This is a genomic window from Bradyrhizobium sp. USDA 372, from assembly GCF_053629095.1.
In genome coordinates this window covers 6,865,995-6,889,564 of the sequence record NZ_JBRJHR010000001.1, presented here as the reverse complement: position 1 = coordinate 6,889,564, position 23,570 = coordinate 6,865,995, and the positions used below count along the sequence as shown (strand labels likewise).

General features: G+C 66.3%; 23 protein-coding genes. 16 read left to right on the top strand and 7 right to left on the bottom strand.

Annotated elements, in window-relative coordinates:
- Nucleotides 1–11: 11 nt before the first annotated feature.
- Complete coding sequence (gene scpA, locus AB7M16_RS32150) at nt 12–2,168, top strand: methylmalonyl-CoA mutase (RefSeq protein ID WP_453946425.1); 2,157 nt, start codon at nt 12–14, stop codon at nt 2,166–2,168.
- A gap of 119 nt (nt 2,169–2,287) precedes the next feature.
- On the opposite strand, the gene AB7M16_RS32145 is transcribed toward scpA, so the two are convergent.
- Nucleotides 2,288–2,767, bottom strand: coding sequence for an SRPBCC family protein (locus AB7M16_RS32145; RefSeq protein ID WP_453946424.1), 480 nt, complete (start codon nt 2,765–2,767; stop codon nt 2,288–2,290).
- Nucleotides 2,768–2,985: 218 nt separating this feature from the next.
- On the opposite strand from AB7M16_RS32145, the gene AB7M16_RS32140 reads away from it, so the two are divergent.
- The 8 genes from AB7M16_RS32140 to AB7M16_RS32105 all read left to right on the top strand — a co-directional run bounded on the left by AB7M16_RS32140 (nt 2,986) and on the right by AB7M16_RS32105 (nt 10,131).
- A complete protein-coding gene (locus AB7M16_RS32140; protein ID WP_453946423.1) occupies nt 2,986–3,978 on the top strand; it encodes a tripartite tricarboxylate transporter substrate binding protein in 993 nt (330 codons plus the stop codon).
- 161 nt (nt 3,979–4,139) lie between these two features.
- Nucleotides 4,140–4,631: a tripartite tricarboxylate transporter TctB family protein gene (locus AB7M16_RS32135; protein WP_172784169.1), complete on the top strand. Its 492-nt coding sequence runs from the start codon at nt 4,140–4,142 to the stop codon at nt 4,629–4,631.
- Between the two features lie 4 nt (nt 4,632–4,635).
- Complete coding sequence (locus AB7M16_RS32130) at nt 4,636–6,147, top strand: tripartite tricarboxylate transporter permease (RefSeq protein WP_172784168.1); 1,512 nt, start codon at nt 4,636–4,638, stop codon at nt 6,145–6,147.
- Between the two features lie 95 nt (nt 6,148–6,242).
- Entirely contained in the window at nt 6,243–6,557 is a 315-nt protein-coding gene (locus AB7M16_RS32125) for a nucleotidyltransferase family protein (RefSeq protein ID WP_172784167.1), read from the top strand.
- The gene (locus AB7M16_RS32120; RefSeq protein WP_172784166.1) at nt 6,558–6,902 is read left to right on the top strand and encodes a HepT-like ribonuclease domain-containing protein; all 345 of its coding nucleotides are present in this window, start codon (nt 6,558–6,560) and stop codon (nt 6,900–6,902) included. It abuts the gene before it with no gap.
- Nucleotides 6,903–6,923: 21 nt separating this feature from the next.
- Nucleotides 6,924–7,910: a methylmalonyl Co-A mutase-associated GTPase MeaB gene (meaB, locus tag AB7M16_RS32115; RefSeq protein WP_453946422.1), complete on the top strand. Its 987-nt coding sequence runs from the start codon at nt 6,924–6,926 to the stop codon at nt 7,908–7,910.
- Nucleotides 7,907–8,563, top strand: coding sequence for a pyroglutamyl-peptidase I family protein (locus AB7M16_RS32110; protein WP_439400952.1), 657 nt, complete (start codon nt 7,907–7,909; stop codon nt 8,561–8,563). The genes meaB and AB7M16_RS32110 overlap by 4 nt, the downstream gene beginning before the upstream one ends.
- Nucleotides 8,564–8,760: 197 nt before the next feature.
- Nucleotides 8,761–10,131, top strand: a complete 1,371-nt coding sequence (locus AB7M16_RS32105) for a TIGR03808 family TAT-translocated repetitive protein (RefSeq protein ID WP_260382894.1) — start codon at nt 8,761–8,763, stop codon at nt 10,129–10,131.
- A 129-nt stretch (nt 10,132–10,260) separates the two neighbouring features.
- Here the strand turns inward: AB7M16_RS32105 and AB7M16_RS32100 are convergent, their stop codons facing one another.
- The 4 genes from AB7M16_RS32100 to AB7M16_RS32085 all read right to left on the bottom strand — a co-directional run bounded on the left by AB7M16_RS32100 (nt 10,261) and on the right by AB7M16_RS32085 (nt 14,558).
- Nucleotides 10,261–11,019 carry a TIGR03809 family protein gene (locus AB7M16_RS32100; RefSeq protein ID WP_260382893.1) on the bottom strand — a complete coding sequence of 253 codons (759 nt, stop codon included), beginning with the start codon at nt 11,017–11,019 and terminating at the stop codon, nt 10,261–10,263.
- Nucleotides 11,020–11,564: 545 nt separating this feature from the next.
- The gene (locus AB7M16_RS32095) at nt 11,565–13,280 is read right to left on the bottom strand and encodes a S8 family serine peptidase (protein WP_453946421.1); all 1,716 of its coding nucleotides are present in this window, start codon (nt 13,278–13,280) and stop codon (nt 11,565–11,567) included.
- A 16-nt stretch (nt 13,281–13,296) separates the two neighbouring features.
- Nucleotides 13,297–13,992, bottom strand: a complete 696-nt coding sequence (locus AB7M16_RS32090) for a hypothetical protein (protein ID WP_453946420.1) — start codon at nt 13,990–13,992, stop codon at nt 13,297–13,299.
- On the bottom strand, nt 13,989–14,558 hold the full coding sequence (locus AB7M16_RS32085; RefSeq protein WP_036006024.1) for a sigma-70 family RNA polymerase sigma factor: 570 nt from the start codon (nt 14,556–14,558) through the stop codon (nt 13,989–13,991). The genes AB7M16_RS32090 and AB7M16_RS32085 overlap by 4 nt, the downstream gene beginning before the upstream one ends.
- A 438-nt stretch (nt 14,559–14,996) precedes the next feature.
- Here AB7M16_RS32085 and AB7M16_RS32080 point away from each other — a divergent pair, with 438 nt between their 5' ends.
- Together AB7M16_RS32080 and AB7M16_RS32075 are read left to right on the top strand one after the other, a co-directional pair.
- Nucleotides 14,997–16,154 (top strand): GGDEF domain-containing protein, encoded by a 1,158-nt coding sequence (locus AB7M16_RS32080; protein WP_172784159.1) that lies wholly within the window; start codon nt 14,997–14,999, stop codon nt 16,152–16,154.
- A 63-nt stretch (nt 16,155–16,217) separates the two neighbouring features.
- A complete protein-coding gene (locus AB7M16_RS32075) occupies nt 16,218–17,318 on the top strand; it encodes a DUF2336 domain-containing protein (protein WP_172784158.1) in 1,101 nt (366 codons plus the stop codon).
- An 11-nt stretch (nt 17,319–17,329) separates the two neighbouring features.
- Here the strand turns inward: AB7M16_RS32075 and AB7M16_RS32070 are convergent, their stop codons facing one another.
- Together AB7M16_RS32070 and AB7M16_RS32065 are read right to left on the bottom strand one after the other, a co-directional pair.
- Nucleotides 17,330–17,968, bottom strand: a complete 639-nt coding sequence (locus tag AB7M16_RS32070; protein ID WP_172784157.1) for an NrsF family protein — start codon at nt 17,966–17,968, stop codon at nt 17,330–17,332.
- A gap of 2 nt (nt 17,969–17,970) precedes the next feature.
- The gene (locus tag AB7M16_RS32065) at nt 17,971–18,516 is read right to left on the bottom strand and encodes a sigma-70 family RNA polymerase sigma factor (RefSeq protein ID WP_172784156.1); all 546 of its coding nucleotides are present in this window, start codon (nt 18,514–18,516) and stop codon (nt 17,971–17,973) included.
- Between the two features lie 291 nt (nt 18,517–18,807).
- On the opposite strand from AB7M16_RS32065, the gene AB7M16_RS32060 reads away from it, so the two are divergent.
- The 5 genes from AB7M16_RS32060 (at nt 18,808) to AB7M16_RS32040 (ending at nt 23,567) form a co-directional block, all read left to right on the top strand.
- The gene (locus AB7M16_RS32060; RefSeq protein ID WP_172784155.1) at nt 18,808–19,464 is read left to right on the top strand and encodes a hypothetical protein; all 657 of its coding nucleotides are present in this window, start codon (nt 18,808–18,810) and stop codon (nt 19,462–19,464) included.
- 107 nt (nt 19,465–19,571) lie between these two features.
- On the top strand, nt 19,572–20,351 hold the full coding sequence (locus tag AB7M16_RS32055) for an enoyl-CoA hydratase (RefSeq protein ID WP_172784154.1): 780 nt from the start codon (nt 19,572–19,574) through the stop codon (nt 20,349–20,351).
- A 187-nt stretch (nt 20,352–20,538) separates the two neighbouring features.
- On the top strand, nt 20,539–21,969 hold the full coding sequence (locus tag AB7M16_RS32050) for a TolC family outer membrane protein (RefSeq protein WP_172784153.1): 1,431 nt from the start codon (nt 20,539–20,541) through the stop codon (nt 21,967–21,969).
- Between the two features lie 26 nt (nt 21,970–21,995).
- The gene (locus tag AB7M16_RS32045) at nt 21,996–22,553 is read left to right on the top strand and encodes a hypothetical protein (RefSeq protein ID WP_453946419.1); all 558 of its coding nucleotides are present in this window, start codon (nt 21,996–21,998) and stop codon (nt 22,551–22,553) included.
- 51 nt (nt 22,554–22,604) lie between these two features.
- Complete coding sequence (locus tag AB7M16_RS32040; RefSeq protein WP_453946417.1) at nt 22,605–23,567, top strand: amidohydrolase family protein; 963 nt, start codon at nt 22,605–22,607, stop codon at nt 23,565–23,567.
- Nucleotides 23,568–23,570: the final 3 nt, after the last annotated feature.

Here is a 23,570-nt window from a genome sequence, read left to right as displayed (position 1 = left end):
TGGTTGAAGCCATGAGCCGCATTCCGAATTTCGCCGACATTGCCTTTGAGCGGCCAACCGTCGCTGCGCCTGCGGGCAGCGCCGAGCCGTGGCTGACGCCGGAGGGCATTCTGGTGAAGCCCGCTTATGGCGAGGCTGATGTCGCCGGGCTCGACTTCCTCGAGACCTATCCGGGCATCGCGCCATACCTGCGCGGCCCCTACCCGACCATGTATGTCAACCAACCCTGGACGGTCAGGCAATATGCCGGCTTCTCCACGGCGGAGGATTCCAACGCGTTCTACCGGCGCAACCTCGCGGCGGGGCAAAAGGGCCTCTCGGTCGCGTTCGATCTTGCCACCCATCGCGGTTACGACTCTGACCATCCGCGCGTCGGCGGCGACGTCGGGATGGCCGGCGTTGCCATCGATTCCATCTACGACATGCGCACGCTGTTTGCAGGGATTCCGCTCGATCAGATGAGCGTCTCCATGACCATGAACGGCGCGGTGCTGCCGATCCTCGCGCTCTACGTCGCGGCCGCCGAGGAACAGGGAGTGCCGCCGGAGAAGCTGTCGGGCACCATTCAGAACGACATTCTGAAAGAGTTCATGGTGCGCAACACCTACATCTATCCGCCGGCGCCCTCGATGCGGATCATCTCTGATATCTTCGCCTACACCTCGACGAGGATGCCGAAGTACAATTCCATTTCAATCTCCGGCTATCACATGCAGGAGGCCGGCGCGACGCAGGATCTCGAGCTCGCCTATACGCTCGCGGACGGCGTCGAATATCTGCGCGCCGGACTTGCCGCGGGGCTCGACGTCGACCGCTTCGCGCCGCGCCTGTCGTTCTTCTGGGCGATCGGCATGAACTTCTTCATGGAGGTCGCCAAGCTGCGGGCGGCGCGCCTGCTCTGGGCGAAGCTGCTGAAACCCTTCAACCCGAGGGACCCGCGCTCTCTCTCGCTGCGCACGCATAGCCAGACCTCGGGATGGTCGCTGACCGCGCAGGACGTCTTCAACAACGTGATGCGTACCACCGTGGAGGCGATGGCGGCGACGCAAGGCCATACCCAATCGCTGCACACCAACGCGCTCGACGAAGCACTGGCGCTGCCGACCGACTTCTCGGCGCGCATTGCGCGCAACACCCAGCTGTTCCTGCAGCAGGAGAGCGGCACCACCCGCATCATCGATCCCTGGGGCGGCTCGTATTATGTCGAGCGGCTCACGCGCAACCTCGCCGCCAAGGCCTGGGGCCATATCCAGGAGATCGAGGAGCTCGGCGGCATGGCGAAGGCGATCGAAGCCGGCGTGCCGAAGCTGCGCATCGAGGAGGCCTCGGCCAAGACGCAGGCGCGGATCGACGCCGGCAAGCAGGCGGTGATCGGCGTCAACAAGTACAAGCCGACCGACGAGGACAAAATCGAGATCCTGAAGGTCGACAACACCAATGTCCGCCGGCTGCAGATCGACAAGCTCAAGCGGCTGAAGGCAGAGCGCAATCAGCAGGAGGTCGATGCCGCCCTCGCCGCGCTGACGCGCTCGGCCGGCGAAGGCAACGGCAATCTGCTCGCGCTCGCCATCGACGCGGCACGCGCCAAGGCGACCGTCGGCGAGATCTCCGACGCGATGGAGAAGGTGTTCGGCCGGCACCGCGCCGAGATCAAGTCCATCACCGGCGTCTACAAGCGGGAGGCGTCCAGCATGGGCACCCAGGTCGAGAAGGTTCAGGCGCTGATCGACGCCTTCGAGGAGGCGGAAGGCCGCCGCCCGCGCATCCTGGTCGCCAAGATAGGCCAGGACGGCCATGACCGCGGCCAGAAGGTGATTGCCTCAGCGTTCGCCGATATCGGCTTCGACGTCGACATCGGGCCGCTGTTTGCCACCGCCGACGAAGCCGCGCGGCAGGCGGTCGAGAACGACGTGCACATCCTCGGCGTCTCCTCGCTGGCCGCCGCCCACCTCACCGCCGTGCCGGAGCTGAAGGCCGCGCTGAAGAAGCAGGGCCGCGACGACATCATGATCATCGTCGGCGGCGTGGTGCCGCCGCAGGATTACGATGCGCTCTATGCCGCCGGCGCCGAGGCGATCTTCCCGCCCGGCACCGTGATTGCGGATGCGGCCGAGGAGCTGATCCGCAAGCTGAACGCCCGGCTGGGGCATAGCGAGGCGGCGGAGTAGCCTCGCGGTCGATATCTTCTAAAGCGCGATGAGATTTGGACGAATCGTAATCGCGCGTTAGGTCCTTGTTTGAGCGTGATCCCTTCGGAAAACCGGTTCACACTTTTCGAGATCATGCTTTAGCTGGATCGCGGACGGGTCCGGGCCAGTGTCCGTGCCAGTGAATCCGTCCAATCAGGAATCCAGGAGGCAAACAGGGCTTTCCAGCGCTCGGCATCCGCAGCTTCGGTTTCGAGCGCGACCGACCATTCGATGAGGGTACGGTCGCCTTCGACGATCGGACGCAGATGCATGGTGCCTTGGTAGCGCGTCGGCGCCGGACTCGGACCGCCGTCGTCTTGCGGGTATGGTATCGCTTCGAGACCGGCATAAGTGAGAGTGTGCTGCCGGTCCGAGTGATCGACCAGGCGCTGGCGGATCCAGTTTCCGAGATAGCAGAAGCGCCTGATGGCGCCGACTTCATCGCCGCGCTTGTCATCTTCGATCTCGCTCTCGCTCACCCCGTCGATGTAAGCGGGGTAGTTGTTGAAATCGCGGATCAGCGACCAGACGTCGTTCAGCGGATGGTCCAGCACGGCGCTGTAATAGGCTTGGTTCATCGATGGCTTGCCTTTGGTTCTTCGTTACGCGCTGAAGTTGGCTGCGCGCGCGGACAAAACCCACCCGATTTCCGACCACCCATTCGATCGGCCGTCTGCTCTTCACAACATGGCGCGTCCAGTTGGTAGCGCTACCTTGCGGCGGCGACGCAAAGCCGACTAGAATGCCGGCGTTGACAAGAGCGCCCGACATCACGGGCGCCGCTGGGAGGCATTCAATGTCCAAGATTTCGCGCCGCACCTTTGCGGCTTCCACCGCTGCAGTCGCGGCCTCCGCCGCTTTCGGCTTCAAGTCCGCACTTGCGCAAGCCTATCCGGCCCGGCCGGTCACCGTGATCGTGCCTTGGGGCGCCGGCGGGGGCACCGATGCCACCGCGCGCATCGTCGCGGCGCTGCTGGAGAAGGACCTCGGCCAGCCGTTCAACGTGGTCAACCGCACCGGCGGCTCCGGCGTGGTCGGCCATAGCGCGATCGCGACCGCGCAGCCCGACGGCTACACCATCGGCATGCTCACGGTCGAAATCTCGATGATGCACTGGCAGGGCCTCACCGACCTGACGCCGAAGAGCTACACGCCGCTGGCGCTGATGAACGAGGATCCGCCCGGCATCCAGGTCTCCTCCTCCTCGCCCTACAAGACGGTCAAGGAGCTCGCCGATGCGATCAAGGCGGCGCCTCCCGGCAAGTTCAAGGCCTCCGGCACCGGCCAGGGCGGCATCTGGCATCTGGCGCTGGTCGGCTGGATGCAGGCGATGGGCCTGCCTGCCAACCAGGTCGCCTGGGTGCCGTCGAATGGCGCAGCGCCCGCGATGCAGGATCTCGCTGCCGGCGGTCTCGACCTCACCACCTGCTCGGTGCCGGAGGCGCGCGCGATCATCGAGGCCGGCAAGGCCAGGAGCCTCGCCATCATGGCGCCCGCGCGCAACCCGGTGTTCAAGGACGTGCCGACGCTGAAGGAGGCCATGGGCATCGACTACGCAACCGGCGCCTGGCGCGGCATTGCCGGGCCGAAAAATCTGCCGCCGGAGATCGCAACGAAGCTCACGGCGGCGCTGAAGAAGGTCTACGACTCGGCCGAGTTCAAGGATTTCATGAGCAATCGCGGCTTCGGCACCGTGTGGGGCGATGCGGCCCACTTCGCGGGCTTCATGGACAAGGGCGATGCCCAGATGGGCGAGGCGATGAAGGCCGCGGGCCTGAGCAAGGCGTGAAGGACTGAGCTCTTGCCACATCGTCATTGCGAGCGCAGCGAAGCAATCCAGAATCCCTCCGCAGAACGACTCTGGATTGCTTCGCTACGCTCGCAATGACGGAGTGCATATTCGATAGCCCCGCCGCGCGCGAGGCAGAACATCTCTCACAGGGCCCTCCCATGCGTCTTCCCGACTCCGTCACGGGATCGTTTCTCGTCGTGCTCGGCGCGGCTGCCGCCTATGGCGGCTACATTCTGCCGCCGGTGCCGGGGCAGCCGGTCGGCCCCAACGTATTTCCGCTGGTGATCGGCTGCGGCCTTGCGCTGTGCGGGCTCGCGATCGTGTTCGGCATCGGCCATTCCTTCGAGGAGGAGGAAGAGCTGGTGCCGTTCGAGGACGGCCAGGCGGCAGCCCCGCCGCCGCAGAGCAAGCTCTACGGCCTGCGCGCGCTGCTGCCACCGGCGCTGCTGCTGTTCTATGTCTTTGCCGCCGACAGGCTCGGCTTCATCATCACCGCGGCGATCATGGTCTACGTGACCTCGACCGCGCTCGGAGCCAAGTGGAAGCTGGCGCTGCCGCTCGCGATGCTCTCGCCGTTCGCCATTCACCTCATCTTCGGCAAGCTGCTCCGCGTGCCGCTTCCCGCCGGCCTGTTGCCGACGCCCTGGTAATCCCATGCTGAAGACCCTGATTGATGCCTTCGCGCTGATCTCCACCTGGGAGGTCATCATCGCGATGATCGCGGCCTCCGTGTACGGCCTCGTGATCGGCTCGCTGCCGGGCCTGTCGGCGACGATGGCGACCGCCCTGCTCGTCCCCGTCACCTTCTATCTGTCGCCGATCGCGGCGATCGCGACCATCGTCGCGGCCTCCTCGATGGCGATCTTCTCCGGCGACATTCCCGGCGCGCTGCTGCGCATCCCGGGCACGCCCGCCTCCGCCGCCTATGCGGATGAAGCCTACGCCATGACGCGCAAAGGCCAGGCCGAGCTGGCGTTGGGGGCCGGCGTCTGGTTCTCCGCCGTCGGCGGCATCGCCGGCGTGCTGTCGCTGATGATCCTGGCGCCGCCGCTGGCAGAGATCGCGCTGTCGTTCTCGACCTTCGAATATTTCTGGCTGGCGCTGCTCGGCCTGATGTGCGCCACCTTGGTGGCGCGTTCCTCGCCGGTGAAGGCGATCGCCGGCATGTTCATCGGCCTGCTCGTCTCCTGCATCGGCATCGAGAATCCCGGCGGCATCCCGCGCTTCACCTTCGGCCTCACCGATCTGTTCGGCGGCATCGAGCCGATCCCGGCCCTCGTCGGCGTGTTCGCGGTGGCGCAGGTGATGCGCGCGATGCTGACGCCGGAACCACCACCCCTGCCGCGACGAAAATTCGGGAGCATCATGGCCGGCCAATGGAGGCTGACCAAGCTCTATCACTGGCAGATGACGCGCGGGAACATCGTCGGCATCATCATCGGCGTACTGCCCGGCGCCGGCGCCGACATGGCCGCCTGGGTCTCCTATGCGATGTCGAAGCGCTTCTCCAAGGAGCCGGAAAAGTTCGGCACCGGCCACGTGGAGGGCCTGGTCGAGGCCGGCGCCAGCAACAATGCCAGCATCGCCTCGGGCTGGGTGCCTTCGCTGCTGTTCGGCATTCCCGGCGACACCATCGCCGCGATCGCGATCGGCGTGCTCTACATGAAGGGGCTCAATCCCGGCCCGACGCTGTTCACCGAGAAGGCGTCGAGCATGTACGCGATCTATCTGATGTTCATCATCGCGAACATCCTGATGATCCCGCTTGGCATCGCCATGATCCGGGTCGCCGCCTATATCCTGCTGGCGCCGCGCTCGGCCATCATGCCGATCATCATGCTGTGCTGCGCGGTCGGCTCGTTTGCGATCGGCAACAACATGTTCGGCGTCGTCACGGTCGCCGCGTTCGGCGTGATCGGCTATGTCATGGAGGCGAACGGCTATCCCGTCGCGGCCATGGTGCTCGGCATCGTGATGGGCACCATGGTCGAGCAGGCTTTTGTGACGTCGCTGATCAAGTCCGATGGCAGCATTTTGCCGTTCTTCGAGCGCCCGGTCGCGGCCATCCTCGCTGCCATGGCGATCGGCGCGCTGCTGTGGCCGGTGATGGTGTGGGTCTGGCGGAAGGTGAAACCAGCGCAGACGGTCGCCGCAACGACCCGGTGATATCAGGCGGGCGGGCCTCGCCTGCCCCCGGCCGGGTCAGCAGAACTGTCTCCGTATCGCTGGGCCGGGCGGCTGCCCTGTGCTAATATCCAGCCATGACCGATGTCGCAGACATTCCACTCCAAACTCTCATCGGGAAGCTCCGAGAGCTTGCTCCCGCCTTGAGGGCTGCGGGCGTGAAACGGCTGCACATCTTCGGATCGCGTGCCCGCGGTGACGCGCGGCCGGACAGTGACCTCGACGTGTTGGTCGAAACGACCTCGCGCGAGGAAGCGCCGCGGTTCGACTATTTTGAGGTCCTACACCTGATCGAGGATCATGTCGGCGTTCGAGTGCAGGTATCGATGCGCGACTTGCTGAAGCCGCGCATGGCCGAGCGGATCGCGGACGATCTGATCGAGGTCTTCTGAATGCCGCCGACCGTCGAAGACCGGCTGCTCGACATTCTGGAAGCCATATCGGACATCGAAAGCGTCACGAAGGGCCTCACATTCGATCAATTTGTCTCCGAAAAGACCTCCCGCCTCGCAATCGAACGGCTTCTAGAGATCATCTGCGAGGCATCGAGATTCATCCCGGATGAGGTCAAGCGAACGGAGCCTGGAATCGACTGGCGCAAGATGATCGACTTTGGAAATCTTCTGCGTCATGCCTATCATATGACGAAGGCCGAGATCGTTTGGGATATCATTCAAACACACCTTCCACCGTTGAAATCCTGCGCTGAGAGACACGTTCGCATGTCAGGCCGCTAGCGGCTGGACGCGAAAGCAACGATGACCACTCCCAAATCCATCGACATCAAATCCCTCGCCCGCGACCTCCGCGCCGGCAGTCGCGCGGCGCTTGCGCGGGCGATCACGCTGGTGGAGAGCCGGCGCGGCGACCACCAAGCGCTGGCGCGCGAGCTGGTGCAGATGCTGCTGCCCGACACCGGCAAGGCGTTCCGCGTCGGCATCACCGGCTCGCCCGGCGTCGGCAAATCCACCACCATCGATGCGCTCGGAACGTATCTGATCGAGCAGGGCCACAAGGTCGCGGTGCTCGCGGTCGATCCGTCCTCGGCGCGCAGCGGCGGCTCGATCCTCGGCGACAAGACCCGGATGGCGCGGCTGTCGGCCGCGAACGACGCCTTCATCCGCCCCTCGCCCTCCTCCGGCACGCTCGGCGGTGTCGCGGCGAAGACGCGCGAGGCGATGCTGCTGTGCGAGGCCGCCGGCTTCGGCGTCGTGCTGGTCGAGACCGTCGGCATCGGCCAGTCCGAGACCGCCGTCTGCGACATGACCGACTTCTTCCTTGCCCTCATGCTGCCGGGCGGCGGCGACGAGCTGCAGGGCATCAAGAAGGGCCTGGTCGAGCTCGCCGACATGATCGCGATCAACAAGGCCGACGGGGACAATCTCAAGCGCGCCAAGATCACCGCTGCCGACTATCGCGGCGCGCTGCATATCTTGGCGCCGCGATCGGAGCATTGGCATCCGCCGGTCGAGACCTATTCGGCGCTGACCGGCGACGGCATCGCAAGGATCTGGCAGAAGGTTCTGGATCACCGCAAGGCGATGAGCGCGTCCGGCGATTTCGCCGCGCGGCGGCGCGAGCAGCAGGTGAAGTGGATGTGGTCGATGCTGGAGCAGCGCATGCTGGCGCGGCTCCGCAGCGAGGCATCGGTGCGGACGAAAGTCCGCAAGATCGAGGCCGAGGTCGCCGAGGGCCATCTCACGCCGGCACTCGCCGCCGAGCAGATTCTGGAGTTGCTGCAATGAGCGACAAGCTCCGCATTCTCCTCACCGGCTTCGGTCCGTTTCCCGGCGCGCCCTATAATCCGACCCAGCCGCTGGTGGCGCGGCTGGCGCAATTGCGCCGGCCCGCGCTCGACGATGTCGCGCTATCGAGCCACATCTTCCCGGTCACCTATGCCGCGGTCGACCGCCAATTGCCAGAAATGCTCGCTGCGCAAAAGCCCGACGCGCTCCTGATGTTCGGCCTCGCCGCACGCACGCCTTACCTGCGCATCGAGACGCGGGCGCGCAACGCGGTCACCATGCTCTGGCCCGATGCCGCCAACACCCGCTCGGCTAAGCGCGGCATCGCCGGCCATGCGGACGCGATGATGTTCGGCCCGCACACGGCAAGGCTGCTGCGCGCCGCGCGCCTCACCGGCATCGACGCGCGTCCCTCACGCGATGCCGGCGCCTATCTCTGCAACTACCTGAGCTGGCGCGCGATCGAGCACGTGAAGGCGGGCGGGCCGCAGCTCGCGGCGTTCATCCACATTCCCCTGCTTGCGCGCAACGGCGCCGTTCGCCGCAAGGGCGCAGCCCGCATCACGCTGGAGGAGCTGGTGGATGCGGGGGAAGCGATGCTGATGGAGATGGTGCAATTGGCACGGAAGGCGCGGAACATACCGGTCTCGTAGGGTGGGCAAAGGCGCGCAGCGCCCCGCCCACCATGCATCGCTTGGGCGCGGACAATGGTGGGCACGCTACGCTTTGCCCACCCTACGGCACCGTCTCTTGCGTAAACATTTAACCCTACCGCGAACAATCCTCACGGTCCTCGCCCTGCTGAGCTACGAAACCGCTGCGGACCCCCGCGTCCGCCGGAGGACGCGTCATGGACCTCAATCGCCGTCATCTCATCGGGGCTTCGACCGCCGGCATTGCCGGTGCCCTCGCCATGCCTGTTGACGCCGCGCGCGCCGCGCCGCTGACGTCGATGCTCGGCCGCGATGCCACGCAATACGGTGTGCGGCCCGGCAGCAGCGAGGATCAAACACGCGCGCTGCAGCGCGCCATCGACGAGGCCGCGCGCGCGCAAATGCCGCTCGCCTTGCCACCGGGCGTGTACCGGACCGGCCTGTTGCGGCTGCCGAACGGCGCGCAGCTGATCGGCGTGCGCGGCGCGACCAAGCTCGTCTTCACCGGCGGGGCCGCGGCGATCCAGAGCGACGGCTCCGATGCGATCGGCATCACCGGCATCACCTTCGACGGCGGCGGCATTGCGCTGCCGACACGGCGCGGCCTGATCCACGTCCTCGGCGGGCGCGATGTGCGCATCACCGATTGCGAGATCACGAGCTCGGGCGGCAGCGGCATCTGGCTCGAGCAGGTCGCGGGCGACATCTCCGGCAATATCTTCACCGGCATCGCGGTGACGGCGGTTGTGTCGTTCGACGCCAGGGGCCTCTGTGTCTCCCGCAACACGATTCTCGGCACCAACGACAACGGAATCGAGATCTTGCGCAATGCGATCGGCGATGACGGCACGCTGGTCGCCGACAACCGCATCGAGAACATCAAGGCCGGCCCCGGCGGCTCGGGCCAATACGGCAATGCCATCAACGCCTTTCGCGCCGGCAATGTGATCGTGCGCGGCAACCGCATCAGGAATTGCGACTATTCGGCTGTGCGCGGCAACTCGGCCTCGAACATCCATATCACGGGCAACAGCGTCAGCGACGTGCGCGAGGTCGCGCTCTATTCCGAATTCGCGTTCGAAGCCGCCGTGATCGCCAACAACATTGTCGACGGCGCGGCCGTCGGCGTCTCCGTCTGCAATTTCAACGAGGGCGGCCGCATCGCGGTGGTCCAGGGCAACATCATCCGCAACCTGGTCCCGAAGCGGCCGATCGGCACCGCGCCTGACGACGATGCCGGCGTCGGCATCTACATCGAGGCGGACTCCTCGGTGACCGGCAACGTCATCGAGAACGCGCCGTCCTACGGCATCGTCGCCGGCTGGGGCAGATATCTGCGCGATGTCGCGATCACGGGCAACGTGATCCGCAAGGCGCTGGCCGGCGTCGGCGTCTCCGTGGTGCCGGGCGCCGGCACCGCGCTGGTCAACAACAACATGATCTCCGAGACGCCGCGCGGTGCCGTGGTCGGCCTCGATCACGCCCGTGCGGTGACGTCGGACCTGTCGGCCGACGGCGCACAACGCTTCGCGCAGCTGCTGGTCGGCGGCAATGCGGTGCGAAGGTAGGCGTGGTTGACGGCCGGGCCCTGCATCCTTCAAGGCTCCCCATGGGATGCACTGCGTCCCATGCCTCGCACCTCAGGATGACGGAGCGACAGGTGCGGCTGCCTGCCGTTTTGCCCTCGCGACGGAGCGTTAGAACGCGTTCCGCAGCAGCGGGTATTTCGCTTCCAGGCCGTCGAGGCTGAAGGTGAATTCGACGACGCGCTCGGGGGCGGCGACGATTTCCTCGGCGGGCGGAGCGAACTGCGGCAGGAGCGCCGCCATCGCTGCAGGCGCCGTCCTCGGCGGCTGCGCGGCAGGCACCGGCGGCCTCACTTCCGGCGCGGTGAATGGCGCGGTTGCGGCCGGCTCCGCGCGCGGCGATCTCACGGCAGGTGCGGTGAACGGTGCCTTCGCAGCGGGAGCCTTGAGCGGCGGCATCTCGGCAGGCGCGGTGAACGACGGCCAAGCCACCGGCATGGCAAGCGGCGCGATCGGGGCTTCGGTGATCTCCGCGAGCACGTCGGGCTTCGGATCGAGCCTGACCGGCGTGGCGGTCTCGGGAGCGATGTGAACGGCCTTTGGCTGCAAGGTCTTGGGCTGCACGGTCTGCGCCTGCTCGCGCGGCGCCATGCGGGGCATCGTCGCCGGCGACCAACCGAATGCCGGCGTCACGCTCGCGGCCGCCTCGGCGACGTCCCCGCCGGTCGCAAGCGCGCGCCAGGTCTGGACGGCGCGCTTGGCCTCCTGGATGTTTTCGAGGAACGCGATCTCGGAATGATAGCGGCGCCAGCGGCCGGTCTCGAACATCTCGGAGAGATGTTGCAGGCGCTGTTCGGCGAGAGCGCACCAACGCGCCGCGATTTGGCGGCTGCCAGCCGCGTCGCGAACGAACTCTTGGCGATGTGTCATGAACCAGCCCGTCAGGAGAAAACACGGACGCGGGGGACGCAACGCACACGAATCAATTTAGACGCGACATGAATATTTTGTGGAAAAGTTTTGACTTGTCCAGCAACGACGCGGCATTGGTCGTCAAACACCGTAGTCGTGCGGTGATTTTCCGTGTTTTCGAGTCAAGCTTCGCACAAGCATAACGGAGTTGCGGCGCGCTCCGCGCGCGGCGGAGACCGACGCCGCGGCGACCTTCAACCGCAAGCTGAACGGAAGCGAAGCTTCAAAAGATCGGACGCCAGATTCCTGTTTTGGCGCGTTTTCTTCACGCGAACCGGCATCCACTTCGGTCAAAAACGCTCTGAAAAGAAAAGACCCGTCCGGGGGGACAACCGGACGGGTCGAGCCATATGGGCGCTTGGGGTGGATGGGCGCTCGCGCCTGATATGACTGATGGGGAGGGATGACCGCTCCCACATCAGTTGGTCGTGGCAGCGGGCTCAACGTTCAATGCGGGGTCTGATTTTTTGACCTTCGGCGCGCGCGCAAAGTTGTCGCAGCGACTATCGCGTCGCCGGCCTATCTGCCTGAGAAATCGCGGCTTTATCGGCTGTGCTCGACAGCGAGGGCTGTTCGATCGCGCGAATGCCGGGCTCGTCGCGACGCTTGTCGGCATCTTCACGTTTTGTTGTACCCGAGGCAGCAGCGACCGGCGTCGCGCTGTCGACGGGAATAGCCATGACGGCGGCAAACGCGTCGGCCTGGCCGTCGCCGAAGAGGTCGTCACGCCCGGGGGAGCCGAGGTCGCGCGCGGTCTTCACCAATGTCATGCGCAGCGCTTCCGGCTTGAGTGCGTAATTGCGCTCGAGCAGCAGCGCCGCGACGCCGGAGACATAGGCGGCGGAGAACGAGGTTCCCGACGTCATCTGGTACTTGCCGTCGGGTGCCGGCAGGAAGATGTCGACGCCGGGGGCCGCGACGGCGATGTAGTTGCCGCGGTTGGAGGCGGCGAACAGCCTGTCCTGCTGATCCGTCGCGCTGACCGCAATCACGTTGGGGTTGGCGGCCGGATAGAGCGGCGGCGATTTCGCGCCGGCATTGCCGGCGGCCGCGATCAGCACGAGACCTCGCGCGGCCGTCGCGGCGATCGCGCGCTCGATCACCGCGTCCTTCGGACCGGCAAAGCTCATATTGACGATCTGCGCGCCGTGCTCGGCGGCGTAATTCAGGGAACGCAGGATGATGTAGGACGAGCTCTCGGCGCCGCCATTGGCACCGCCGAAGGCCCGGATGGCGATGATGCGGGCCTCGGGCGCGCTGCCCATCAGACGGGCATGGGCCGCGATCGCCCCGGCGATGCCGGTACCATGGACGTGCGGTCCTTCGGCACTGCCGAGCGCGTCGAAATTGTCGGCGATGGAATTGGCGAGCTCGGGATGCCGGGCGTCGACGCCGGAATCGATCACGGCGATCGTGACGTTGGCCCCGTGCGCCAGCGTATGCGCCTGCGGCAGGCGGAGCTTTGCCAGCGCATATTGCGCAGGATCGCCCTCGGTCGTGGCAGCCGATTTCTGGTCCTGGAGCACGTAGCGGAAGTTCGGCTGCAGCGAGCGCACGCTGCCGTCGGCCGCGAACTCGCGCCGCACGGTTTCATAGGGCCGGCCATCGGCAATGCGGAACAGGCCGAACGTGGCTCCGATCAGCGGGAAATTCTCGGAAGCGAGGCGGGTCAGGCCGTGGCGACGCGCCAGCTCGTCGGCCTCGGCGGTCGACAGCACACCGTCGATCTCGGCGACGAATTCGCCTGCGAAGCTGCGCGAGGTCAGCGCGACCGGCGTGTCGTTGCCGCGCCCCTTGCCGGCGCTCTTCTTGCCAGATTTTCCAGTGCCCTCGCCGCCCGCGTTCGGCTGCGCCAGACATTCGCCGTCGGCAGCACGGTAGGACGCGGTGCAGGCCGGGTAGAGGTTCGGCGAGTAACGCGCGTAGGGCAGCACCGGCGTCGTCGGGCGGATGCGCGACGTCGTGGTACGCGGAATGGTCGCCATCGTCCGCGGGCCGCGGTCGACGCTTACCGCGCGCGCAGCGATGTTCGGGCTGACCCGCGGGGTGATGTTGGGAGAGATGGTCGGCGTGCGCGAGGGCACACTGATCGTGGGGGTGCGCATGATCGCCTGCGCCTGCGCAACCTCGACGCCGAGACAGGAGGCGACCAAAAAGGCAACGCCGACGGATGAAGCGCGGATCCCGGTGCGCACCCAGCTCTCGGATTTGCCCGTCATCGGTTCAGCGGCGCGCCTACGGCGCCGCGACGGCGAGGTTGACGAACTTCTCGCGCTGCATCCTGCCGAGCAGCGAAGCGAGCTCGTCCTGGCTCATCGCCTTGTCGAACTGGAGGCGGAACATGCCGCCCTTGGCATCGCCGATGATCGAAGCCTGGTAGCTGTCGAGCAGCGCGGTGATGTCGGCGACGCGCGCCTCGGGCGTGAAGCGCACCAGCGCACGCGCCGGTGCGGCCGCGCTGCCAAGCTCGCGTGTGATCGGCGCACTGGTCGAGAGCGAGGCGGTCTGGAAGGTCGCCGGCTGCTTCTTCATCAGCACGGCGCCGATGATGCCGGCCTGCAGCACGAGCGCGACGGCGCCGAGGCTCGCCGACCAGGCCAGCGTGCGCGGCGACAGGCTCGCGAAGAAGGTCGAGATGCGCGCCGACAGCGGCAGCGAGCCGCTCGCCCGGGCCGGCTCGGCGTCGATCGCAGCGAACAGCTTCTGCATCGCGCGTGCCGACGGCGCCCCCAAGGTCTCGTTCAGGTGGATGGTCTCTTCGTACTCGGCGCGGATCGCGGCATATTGCCTGGCGAGCTCGGGATCGCGCCCCAGCGCTTCCTCGACACGGCGCGCATCGCGCGCGTTCAGCGTGCCGGCAGCGTGCCAGGGCAGCAGCAGTTCAATTTCACTGGGCTCTTGCTCCAGCATCTTCTTGCTCAAAGCCATCATGGCCAGCCTCGCTCAACGCCGGCTGCCTTCAGCAGTTCGGCCAGTTTCTTGCGCGCATAGAACAAGCGCGTCTTCACAGTGTTCTCCGGTATCCCGACGATTTCGGCCACCTCTTCCACGGACTTCTCGTGGTAGTAGACGAGATCGACGATTTCCCGGTGATCCGGCGAAAGGCCCGTCAGACACTCCCGCAACGCCTCACTGGTATCCTTCTTCTGCACCACCGTTTCCGGATCGTCGGACGTATCCTCGATCGCGTTGGCGGCGTCTTCGTCCAGCTCGAAATCCTTCCTGCGCCGGAGCGCAGACAGGGCCTTGAATCGGGTGATTGCCAGCAGCCAGGTGGAAACGGCGGATCGGCCCTCGAACTTGCCGGCTTGACGCCAGACGTCGAGAAACACCTCGCTGATGAGGTCTTCCGCCGCCTGCTCGTCCCGCACGAGCCTCAGTCCGAACCTGTAAACCCTGACATGGTGCCGCCCGTACAGCACCTGCATGGCAAGCCGGTCACCTTGAGCGATCCTAGCGATCAGGATCTCGTCCGAAGCCGCCTGTGTCGCGCTCAATGGCCGTCTCGCAAAGTTGGTCGAGTCGATGCGGCGGACGGTTCGACGTGGGGGGCAAAATTGTTCAACCTACCGCACTCATACGGGGGCCTGTGTGAGCTACCCCACATACAGGCTTTTTTCTCGTCCCACCCGCGGTGGTCAGCGTCGCAAGTCCGAATCGGTACCATAATACTGCGAATTTCCCTGCGGAATGCCCTGTCCGGGGTACAGGCGGCCCGGCCTCACCGGTTCCATAGCAGCCCTGCACCACCTTTGTCGCGCCAAGCCCTGCTTCGGCTCGACCGCAGCGCACACGATACCTGATCGCCGGTAAAAATCTCACACTGGCTTATCGCCTTGTTCCGCGCTGCACGGTTCGGATTCGATTTCAAAGGATACCAAACCTAAAGGCTTGCCACGTAGGTTTTTACGCTGACATCCACCATTGGCGGGACCATGAGCACGGCCGCGACGTCCTTTCCGGAGAGGAATGCCGCAGAGGTCGCGGATCTCGTCCTCGCGTCCGAGACGACAGCTCCCGAGGTCAGGGCACGCCGGGCCCGGCAGCGCCGCCAGATGTATATCGGCCAGGTCGCAAGCTACTCGCTGGGCGCCTCGGTCCTGCTGCTCTACGCCTATGACGGGACGATCTCCATCGGCGTTCCGTCGCTGTTCTGGCTCGGCGGCCTCCTGATCATCGGGACGTTCACGGTGCTGTCGGAAGCCGGTTTCGGCAACCGCTTCGAGGATCATTACCTCACCGTCTATCAGATCTCGGCGCATATGGCGCTGCAACTGGTGTTCCTGCTCGCGGTGCCGACGGTCGGGGTCGCGTTCCTCGCCGTGTTGTTTCTGATCTTCGCGTTCGGCACGCTGCGCATGACGTCGAGCCAGGCAATGGTCACCTGGGGCCTTGCCACCTGCGGGCTCACCTTGGTTTTCCTCGGATCGGATCTGCCGATCGGACTGCCGGTCGCGACCCGGCTGCAGCGAACCGCCTCGATGCTCTGCTTCGTGCTGGTGATCGGCCAGTGCGCCTTCCTCGGCCTGTTCGGCGCCACGCTGCGCAAGATCCTGTACCGGCGCAGCATCGAATTGAAGGCCGCCTATCGCCGCATCGAGGAACTGGCCGAGCTCGACGAGCTCACCGGCTCGTACAACCGCCGCTGCATCATGCGGCTTCTCGACGCCGAGATCGAAAACTCGCGGCAGGCATCCACGCCTTGCGCGATCGCCCTGATCGATCTCGACTGGTTCAAGCGCATCAACGACGCTTACGGCCACCCCATTGGCGACGAGGTGCTGCGCACCTTCGCGATCACCATTTTCGCCAACACCCGGCCGACCGACAGTTTCGGCCGCTACGGCGGCGAGGAATTTCTGCTGCTGCTGCCGGACACGTCGGGCGACGTCGCGCGCCGCGTGCTCGAGCGCCTGCGCGGCATCGTCGCCGATCTGGACTGGAGCGCATTCTCTCCGGGCATGCGGGTGACCATTTCCGCGGGCGTCGTGACGCTGCGCGACGCCGATACTGCCGACACGTTTCTCGCGCGCGCCGACAGCGCGCTCTATTCCGCCAAGGCGCAAGGGCGCAACTGCATTGCAACGAGCTGACCGACCCATTTTCCTCCGGTGCGACAGAAGCCGCCGCCGGCCCGAACGCTCCAGGACAGGGCAATGAGATCCAATTCCGCAAGACCATCCGAAAACCTGATCGAGGAATTGCAGGCTGCCCTCTCGCACGGCACCGTCGCGCGCCGGGTGGAGACGCTGCGCCGCGTCACCGACCTCTTCGTGGGCAACGCGGTCGACTATTCCGACGACCACATCCGCGTGTTCGACGACGTGTTCCAGTGCCTGGTCGAGCAGATCGAGACATCGGCCAGGGCTCTGCTCGCCGAACGGCTCGCACCGATCGCGGCTGCGCCCCCGCAGATCATCCGCACGCTCGCGCTCGACGAGATCATCGAGGTCTCCGGCCCCGTGCTGTCGAAGTCGGAACGACTGGACGAGGCGACACTGATCGAGATCGCGCGCACCAGGGGCCAGGCGCATCTCAAGGCGATCTCGCTGCGGCGGACGCTGTCGGAGGCCCTGACCGACGTGCTGGTGGCGCGGGGCGACGAGGACGTGGTGCAGTCAACCGTCGGCAATCCGGGCGCGCAATTATCCGAGGAGAGTCTCGCCGACCTCGTCGTCCGCGCCGAGCGCGACGACGACCTCGCCGGCTGCATCGGCCTGCGGCCTGACCTGCCGCGCCATCACTATCTGAGGCTGGTCGCCAAGGCATCCTCGAGTGTGCACAGGAAGCTCGCGGCCGCACATCCCGAGCTCGCGGACGAGGTGTCGAGAGCCGTCGAGGAAGCGGCCCAACGGGTTCGCGCCGTTGCCAGGACGAAGCAGACAGACATGGCTCGCGCGCTGGTGAAGTCGCTGCACGAGGACGGCCGTCTCACCGAGCTCCAGATCACGACTTTCGCCGAACAGGGCAAGTTCGACGAGACCAATGCCGGGCTCGCGGCGCTCGCGGGCGTTGCGGTCGAGACCGCCGAGACCATGATGATCGAAAGCCGTACCGAGGGCGTGATGATCCTCGCCAAGGTCGCGGGCATGCAATGGCCGAGCGTGCGCGCGATCATCGCCATGCGCGAGAAGCTCTCCGGCGGGTCGCAGACCGACATGCTGAAGCTGCGCGACACCTACGAGAGCCTGCGCGCATCGACCGCACAACAGGTCCTGCGCTTCCACCGCATGCAGAATGCGACGACGGTGGCCTGAAGCAGGCGCGGCTAGTACCGCAACACCCTCGATCCCACCGCCGCGCCGATCGCCGTCACCAGCGCGGTCGCGAGCGTGTACCAGGTCGCGACGAACAGCGGGGAATCGTCGGTGCAGTGCGAGGCATAGAGGGTCGCCGCAAGTCCGGCCGACACCAGCCCGGCGAGCGCTCCGGCGAGCGCGGGGCGGGACGGCGCGCCGTGGCGCAGGCCGAACAGCGCCCCCGCAAGCAACGGCAGCGACATCGCGGGGATCGCGACCAGGCACACCCTGGAGTTCTTGCCCATCAGGCGCATCGTCATCGGCATGGCTGGCGCCATCATCGCCTCACTGCCGATCGCCACCGCGAGCAGCCCGACGGGAAGCAGCAGCAGCCAGCCCCAGCCGCGCAGCAGGGCTTCGGGGCGCGACAAATGCAGGCTGACGATGATGGCGGGGATTGCGAGCGACAGGGTCACCGCGAACTTCATGTCGAAGAACGGATTGCGCATGGCGCTCATCACGTCGGCGCGCATACCGAGGAACGTCGCAAAGATCAGGATCGACAAGGGCGCGGCCACCAGCAGCGCCATGGTCAGCACGGCGCCGACCCGTGGGGCGCGGTGCGCGTTGTCGACCGCAAGCGAGCGAATGAGTTGATCGGTGTCCATGATCAATGGTCCCGCAGTTTGGCCGTCAGCGCCGCAAGTCCGCGATGCAGCGCGACCCGGACGGCGCCCTCGCTCATCGACAACTTTGTCGCCGTATCCTTGATCGAGGCGGCCTCGACCGCGATCGACTGCAGCACGTCGCGCTGACGCTGCGGCAGGGTTCCGAGCTGGGCGGCGACCTCGCCGGCCGAAGCGGTCTCCTGCGGCGCTTCGCCCGGCAGCGTCTCGGCGAAATCGTCGATGTTGACGAACACGCGCCTGCCGCGCCGGCGGAGCGCATCGATCAGCTTGTTGCGGCCGATCGCAAACAGCCAGGGCGCGAAAGGCGCTTCGCTGTCCCAGGTATGCCGCTTCAGATGCACCGCCAACAGAATCTCCTGCACGATATCCTCGGCCTGGTCGGGGGGCTGACCTGCCCGCGCCAGGCCACGCCTCGCGGCGGCCCGCAGCACCGGCGTGACTGCCTTCAACAGGCGATGATACGCGGCATCATCGCCGGCCATGGCCGACCGCATCAGGCCGGTCCATTCGTCCTCACGTCCGCGCACCCGCGCCCCTCACCATGCAATTCGGCCGCTCTTTCAATTTGTTACGCGGGCACCGAACATATCACGAATTCGTGATCGAGATCCGGGCCGCGCGACCGATGCGGCCGCAAACATCTGCGACGGCTCATAACACCGATCGCTGCGTCCCGCATCGGGCGGGTGGCTGCGGGAGGGGGTTTGCCGCGTTTTTGGCGGGTGTAGCCCGAAGATTCCCATTTTTTGCCGCGCTGTCGTCACGCCCCGGGGTCTCTGTTCGCTGCCGGGACGGGCGGAATTGGGGAGATCGTCGACATGATGAAAACCAGCGCGCGCGCGGCCCTGATCGGTTTGGCCGGGCTTGTCTTGCTGTCCGGAGGCGTCGCACAGGCGGCGCCGAACTCGGCCGCCGGCAACAAATCGGAGAGCGTGGACAAAGGGGCCGATACGCCCAAGCCCCGGCGCCATGACTCGCGCCGCACCGACAGCAAGAAGACGGTGCAGAAATCCGAGGACAAGGCCGACAAGAAGGACGCGGCGGCCAAGGCCGACGAGGCCAGGAACGACAAGACCGACAGTCAGGTGCCGGCCGCGAGCCAGATGCCCCCGGGGGTCGCCAACGCCAATGCGCAGCTCGCCGCTGAGACGCCGGCTGCCGCAGCCGTTTCCGCGATGACGAACCGCGCCAACGACAACGTCCAGGCAGCCGCCGATAATACCAACGCTGAGAACCCGGAAAACCAGGTCGTCGCGCCCGATCAGCTCAACGACATCGATCGCGCCCTGCAGGAGAACCCGCCGCCGCAGAAGACGGTGATCGCGGCGACCGAGGCGCAGCCACGGCCGGCGCCGGTGATGGCCAGCGCCCAGCAGAGCTCGGCCTGGGACCAGAGCTCCCTGATCGGCAAGATCTTCATCGGCGTCGGCACATTGCTGACCCTGGCCTCCGCCGCGCGCATGTTCATGGCCTGATTGGCTGTTCCGCGGGACGCACGCCGCGCGCGTCCCGCGTCCGGCCCCCTTGAAGGCATCCGCGCCAGCGGGCACATTGCCCACTCAATCAAAAGCGTGGGTGGAGCATGAGCACGTTCGAACACATCATCGTCGAGAGCATCGGTGCGGTCGGCATCGTCAAGCTGAACCGGCCAAAGATGCTCAACGCGCTCTCGTTCGGCGTCTTCCGCGAGATCGCCGCGGCGGTCGACGATCTCGAGGCCGATGACGCCATCGGCTGCATCGTCGTGACCGGCAACGAGAAGGCCTTTGCCGCCGGCGCCGACATCAAGGAGATGCAGCCCAAGGGCTTCATCGACATGTTCTCCGAGGATTTCGCCGCGATCGGCGGCGACCGCATCGCGCGCTGCCGCAAGCCGACCATCGCCGCGGTCGCGGGCTACGCGCTCGGCGGGGGCTGCGAGCTCGCCATGATGTGCGATTTCATCATCGCCGCCGACACCGCGAAGTTCGGCCAGCCCGAGATCACGCTCGGCACCATTCCAGGTATCGGCGGTACCCAGCGGCTGACACGCGCGATCGGCAAGTCCAAGGCCATGGACCTCTGCCTCACCGGCCGGATGATGGACGCGGCGGAAGCCGAGCGCTCCGGCCTCGTCAGCCGCATCGTACCCGCCGACAAGCTGATGGACGAGGTCATGGCGGCCGCCGAGAAGATCGCCGCGATGTCGCGCCCCGCGGCCGCGATGGCCAAGGAAGCGGTGAACCGCGCCTTCGAGACCACGCTCTCCGAAGGCATGAGCGTCGAGCGCAACCTGTTCCATTCGACCTTCGCGCTCGAGGACCGCTCGGAGGGCATGGCGGCGTTCATCGAGAAGCGCAAGCCGATGAACAAAAACCGGTAGCGCACAAACCGGTCAGGCTGGTGTAAGGCACTGGCGCTTTGCCGCATACATCCTGTGACGCGCCTGCAACAAGCACGGAATACATGGGGGTTTCCCCCGCGGCAGTTTGCCTGCGGGACCTCGGCTGGCTAAACAGTTAAGAGGCCATCGTCGGCGGGGGCGGACAGCCGGGGTTAAGCGGGAATACATGATTGGGCGTACCGCCAGAGCTGGTCGCGGAGGGACGCGACGTCGATCGGGCGCGGGTCCTGTGCTTGCGACATGGACCACGCTGGCGCTCTCTTGCGCCCTGCCCGCGACGGCATCGGCCGAAGCCCTGCCGGAAGCATTGGCAAAAGCCTACCAGACCAATCCGCAGCTCAATGCCGAGCGCGCTCGCCAGCGCGCCACCGACGAGAACGTGCCGCAGGCGCTCGCCGGCTACCGGCCGCAGATCGTGGCGAGCCTCAGCGCCGGGCTGCAATCGGTCCGCAATCTGTTGCCCGACAACACCATCCAGACCGGCAATCTGAAGCCCTGGATCATCGGCGTCACCGTGACGCAGAGCCTGTTCAACGGCTTCCGCACTGCCAACGGCGTGCGGGCCGCCGAGCTCCAGGTCCAGTCGGGCCGTGAAGCGCTGCGCAATGTCGGCCAGGGCGTGCTGCTCGATGCGGTCACGGCCTACACCAACGTTCTCGCCAACCAGTCGCTGGTCGAGGCGCAGCGCTCCAACGTCGCCTTCCTGCGCGAGACGCTCGCCGTCACCCAGCGCCGCCTCAATGCCGGCGACGTCACGCCGACCGACACCGCGCAGGCCGAAGCCCGCCTCAATCGTGGCCTTGCCGATCTCAACGCGGCCGAGGTCGCGCTTGCGGTCAGCCAGGCCACCTATGCGCAAGTGATCGGCAATGCGCCCTCGCAGCTCAGGCCTGCCGAGGCCGTCGACCGTTATCTGCCGAAGAGTCGCGAGGACGCCATGACGATGGCGATCCGCCAGCATCCGGCGGTGATGGCCGCCAGTTTCGATGTCGATGTCGCCTCCACCAACATCCGCATCGCCGAAGGCACGCTGCTGCCGAGCGCGACCATCCAGGGCAGCGCCAGCAAGAGCCGTAACAACGACCCGACGCTCGGCACCTTCGCCGAGGACCAGGCCTCGATCGTCGCCAACGTCACCGCGCCGATCTACGACGGCGGCCAGGCCGCGGCGCAGACCCGGCAGGCCAAGGAGATCACGGCGCAGAGCCGCCTCGTGCTCGACCAGGTGCGCAACCAGGCGCGCACGGCGGCGGTCAGCGCCTGGGTCGCCAATGAAGGCGCCAAGATCACGGTCTCGGCCTCCGAATCCGAGGTGAAGGCGGCCACCGTCGCGCTGCAGGGCGTACAGCGCGAGGCTGCGGGCGGCCAGCGCACGACGGTGGACGTTCTGAACTCGCAGGCCGATCTGATCCAGGCCAAGGCCCGCCTGATCGGCGCGCAACGCGACCGCGTGATCGCCTCCTACACGCTGCTCAGCGCCATCGGCCATCTCGACGTCAAGACGCTGAACCTGAACACGCCGGATTACCTGCCCGAGGTGCACTACCACCAGGTCCGCGACGCCTGGCACGGCCTGCGCACGCCGTCGGGGCAGTAGCCTTCAAATCTCTCTGGTGGATGCCGATGAAAAGCCGCCGCATCCATCTGATGGGAGCCTCGGGCTCCGGCGTGACCACGATCGGTCGCGCGCTCGCGGACCAGCTGGCGCTGCCGCATCACGACAGCGACGATTATTTCTGGCTGCCGACCGTGCCGCCCTATCAGACGACCCGCCCCGCCGCCGACCGCCTGCGCCTGATGCGCGAGATGTTCTTGCCGCGCCTCGACTGGGTGCTGAGCGGATCCGTCACCGGCTGGGGTGAGGAGCTCGTTTCGTACTTCGACCTGGTCGTCTTCGTGACCGCGCCGCGCGAGATCCGGATGAAGCGGTTGCGCACCCGCGAGGCCGCCCATTTCGGCGCTGATGCCGTCGCGCCAGGCGGCTGGCGCCATGGCGAAACCGAAGACTTCGTCGAATGGGCATCCCATTACGAAGCCGGCGATCGCGAAGGCCGCAGTCTCGCTAAGCATGAAGCGTGGCTCTCGGGCCTGCCCTGCCCGGTCGTGCGCGTGGACGGCTCACGTCCGCTTGCTGGTCTCGTCGAGCAGCTATGCAGCGAAGCGGAGCGGTTGCCCGGCTGATGTGATATTCTTCTTCCACCCGCCTACAAAAAAATAACCGGGAGAGAAACCATGCTCAGCCGACGCAGCGTCCTGCTTGCCTCCCTTGCGGCCGGAGTAGCCATGACCAGCAAAGCCCATGCCCGCGCGGCGCAGCCCGCGACGCCGATCAATTTCGACGTCCCGGCGCATGCCTGCGACTGCCATACCCACATTCATGGCGATGTCGAAAAGTTTCCGTTCTTCGCCGGACGCGTCTATACGCCGGAGCCGGCTTCGCCGGAAGAAATGGCCGCACTGCACAAGGCGCTGCATATCGAGCGCGTGGTGATCGTGACGCCGAGCGTCTACGGCACCGACAATTCCTCCACGCTGTTCGGCATGAAGGCGCGCGGCGCGACCGCGCGCGGCGTCGCCGTGATCGACGACAAGACGCCGGAGAGCGCGCTCGATACGATGCACCAGGACGGCTTCCGCGGCATCCGCCTCAATCTGGCGACCGGCGGCGTCAACGATCCCAATGTCGGCCGGCCGCGCTTCACCGCCGCCGTCGAGCGCATGAAGGCGCGCGGCTGGCACGTGCAGCTCTACACCACGCTGGCCATGATCTCGGCGATCAAGGACCTCGTCGAGACGGCGCCGGTGCCGGTCGTATTCGACCATTTCGGCGGCCTCGAGGCTTCGCTCGGGCTGGAGCAGCCGGGCTTCTCCGATCTCGTCGCGCTGGTGAAGTCCGGCAAGGCCTATGTGAAGATCTCGGGTGCCTATCGCTCGTCGAAGCTCGCGCCCGACTATCAGGACATGGTGCCCTATGCCCGCGCGCTGATCGCAGCCAATGCCGACCGCATCGTCTGGGGCACCGACTGGCCGCATCCGGATTCGAGCCGCGTCGAGGGACGCAAGCCCACCGACATCGCGCCGCTCTATCAGATCGACGACGGCCGCCTGCTCAACCAGCTTCCGGTGTGGGCGCCGGATGCCGAGGTGCGCAAGAAGATCCTGGTCGACAATCCGGCGCGGCTCTACGGGTTCTGACGA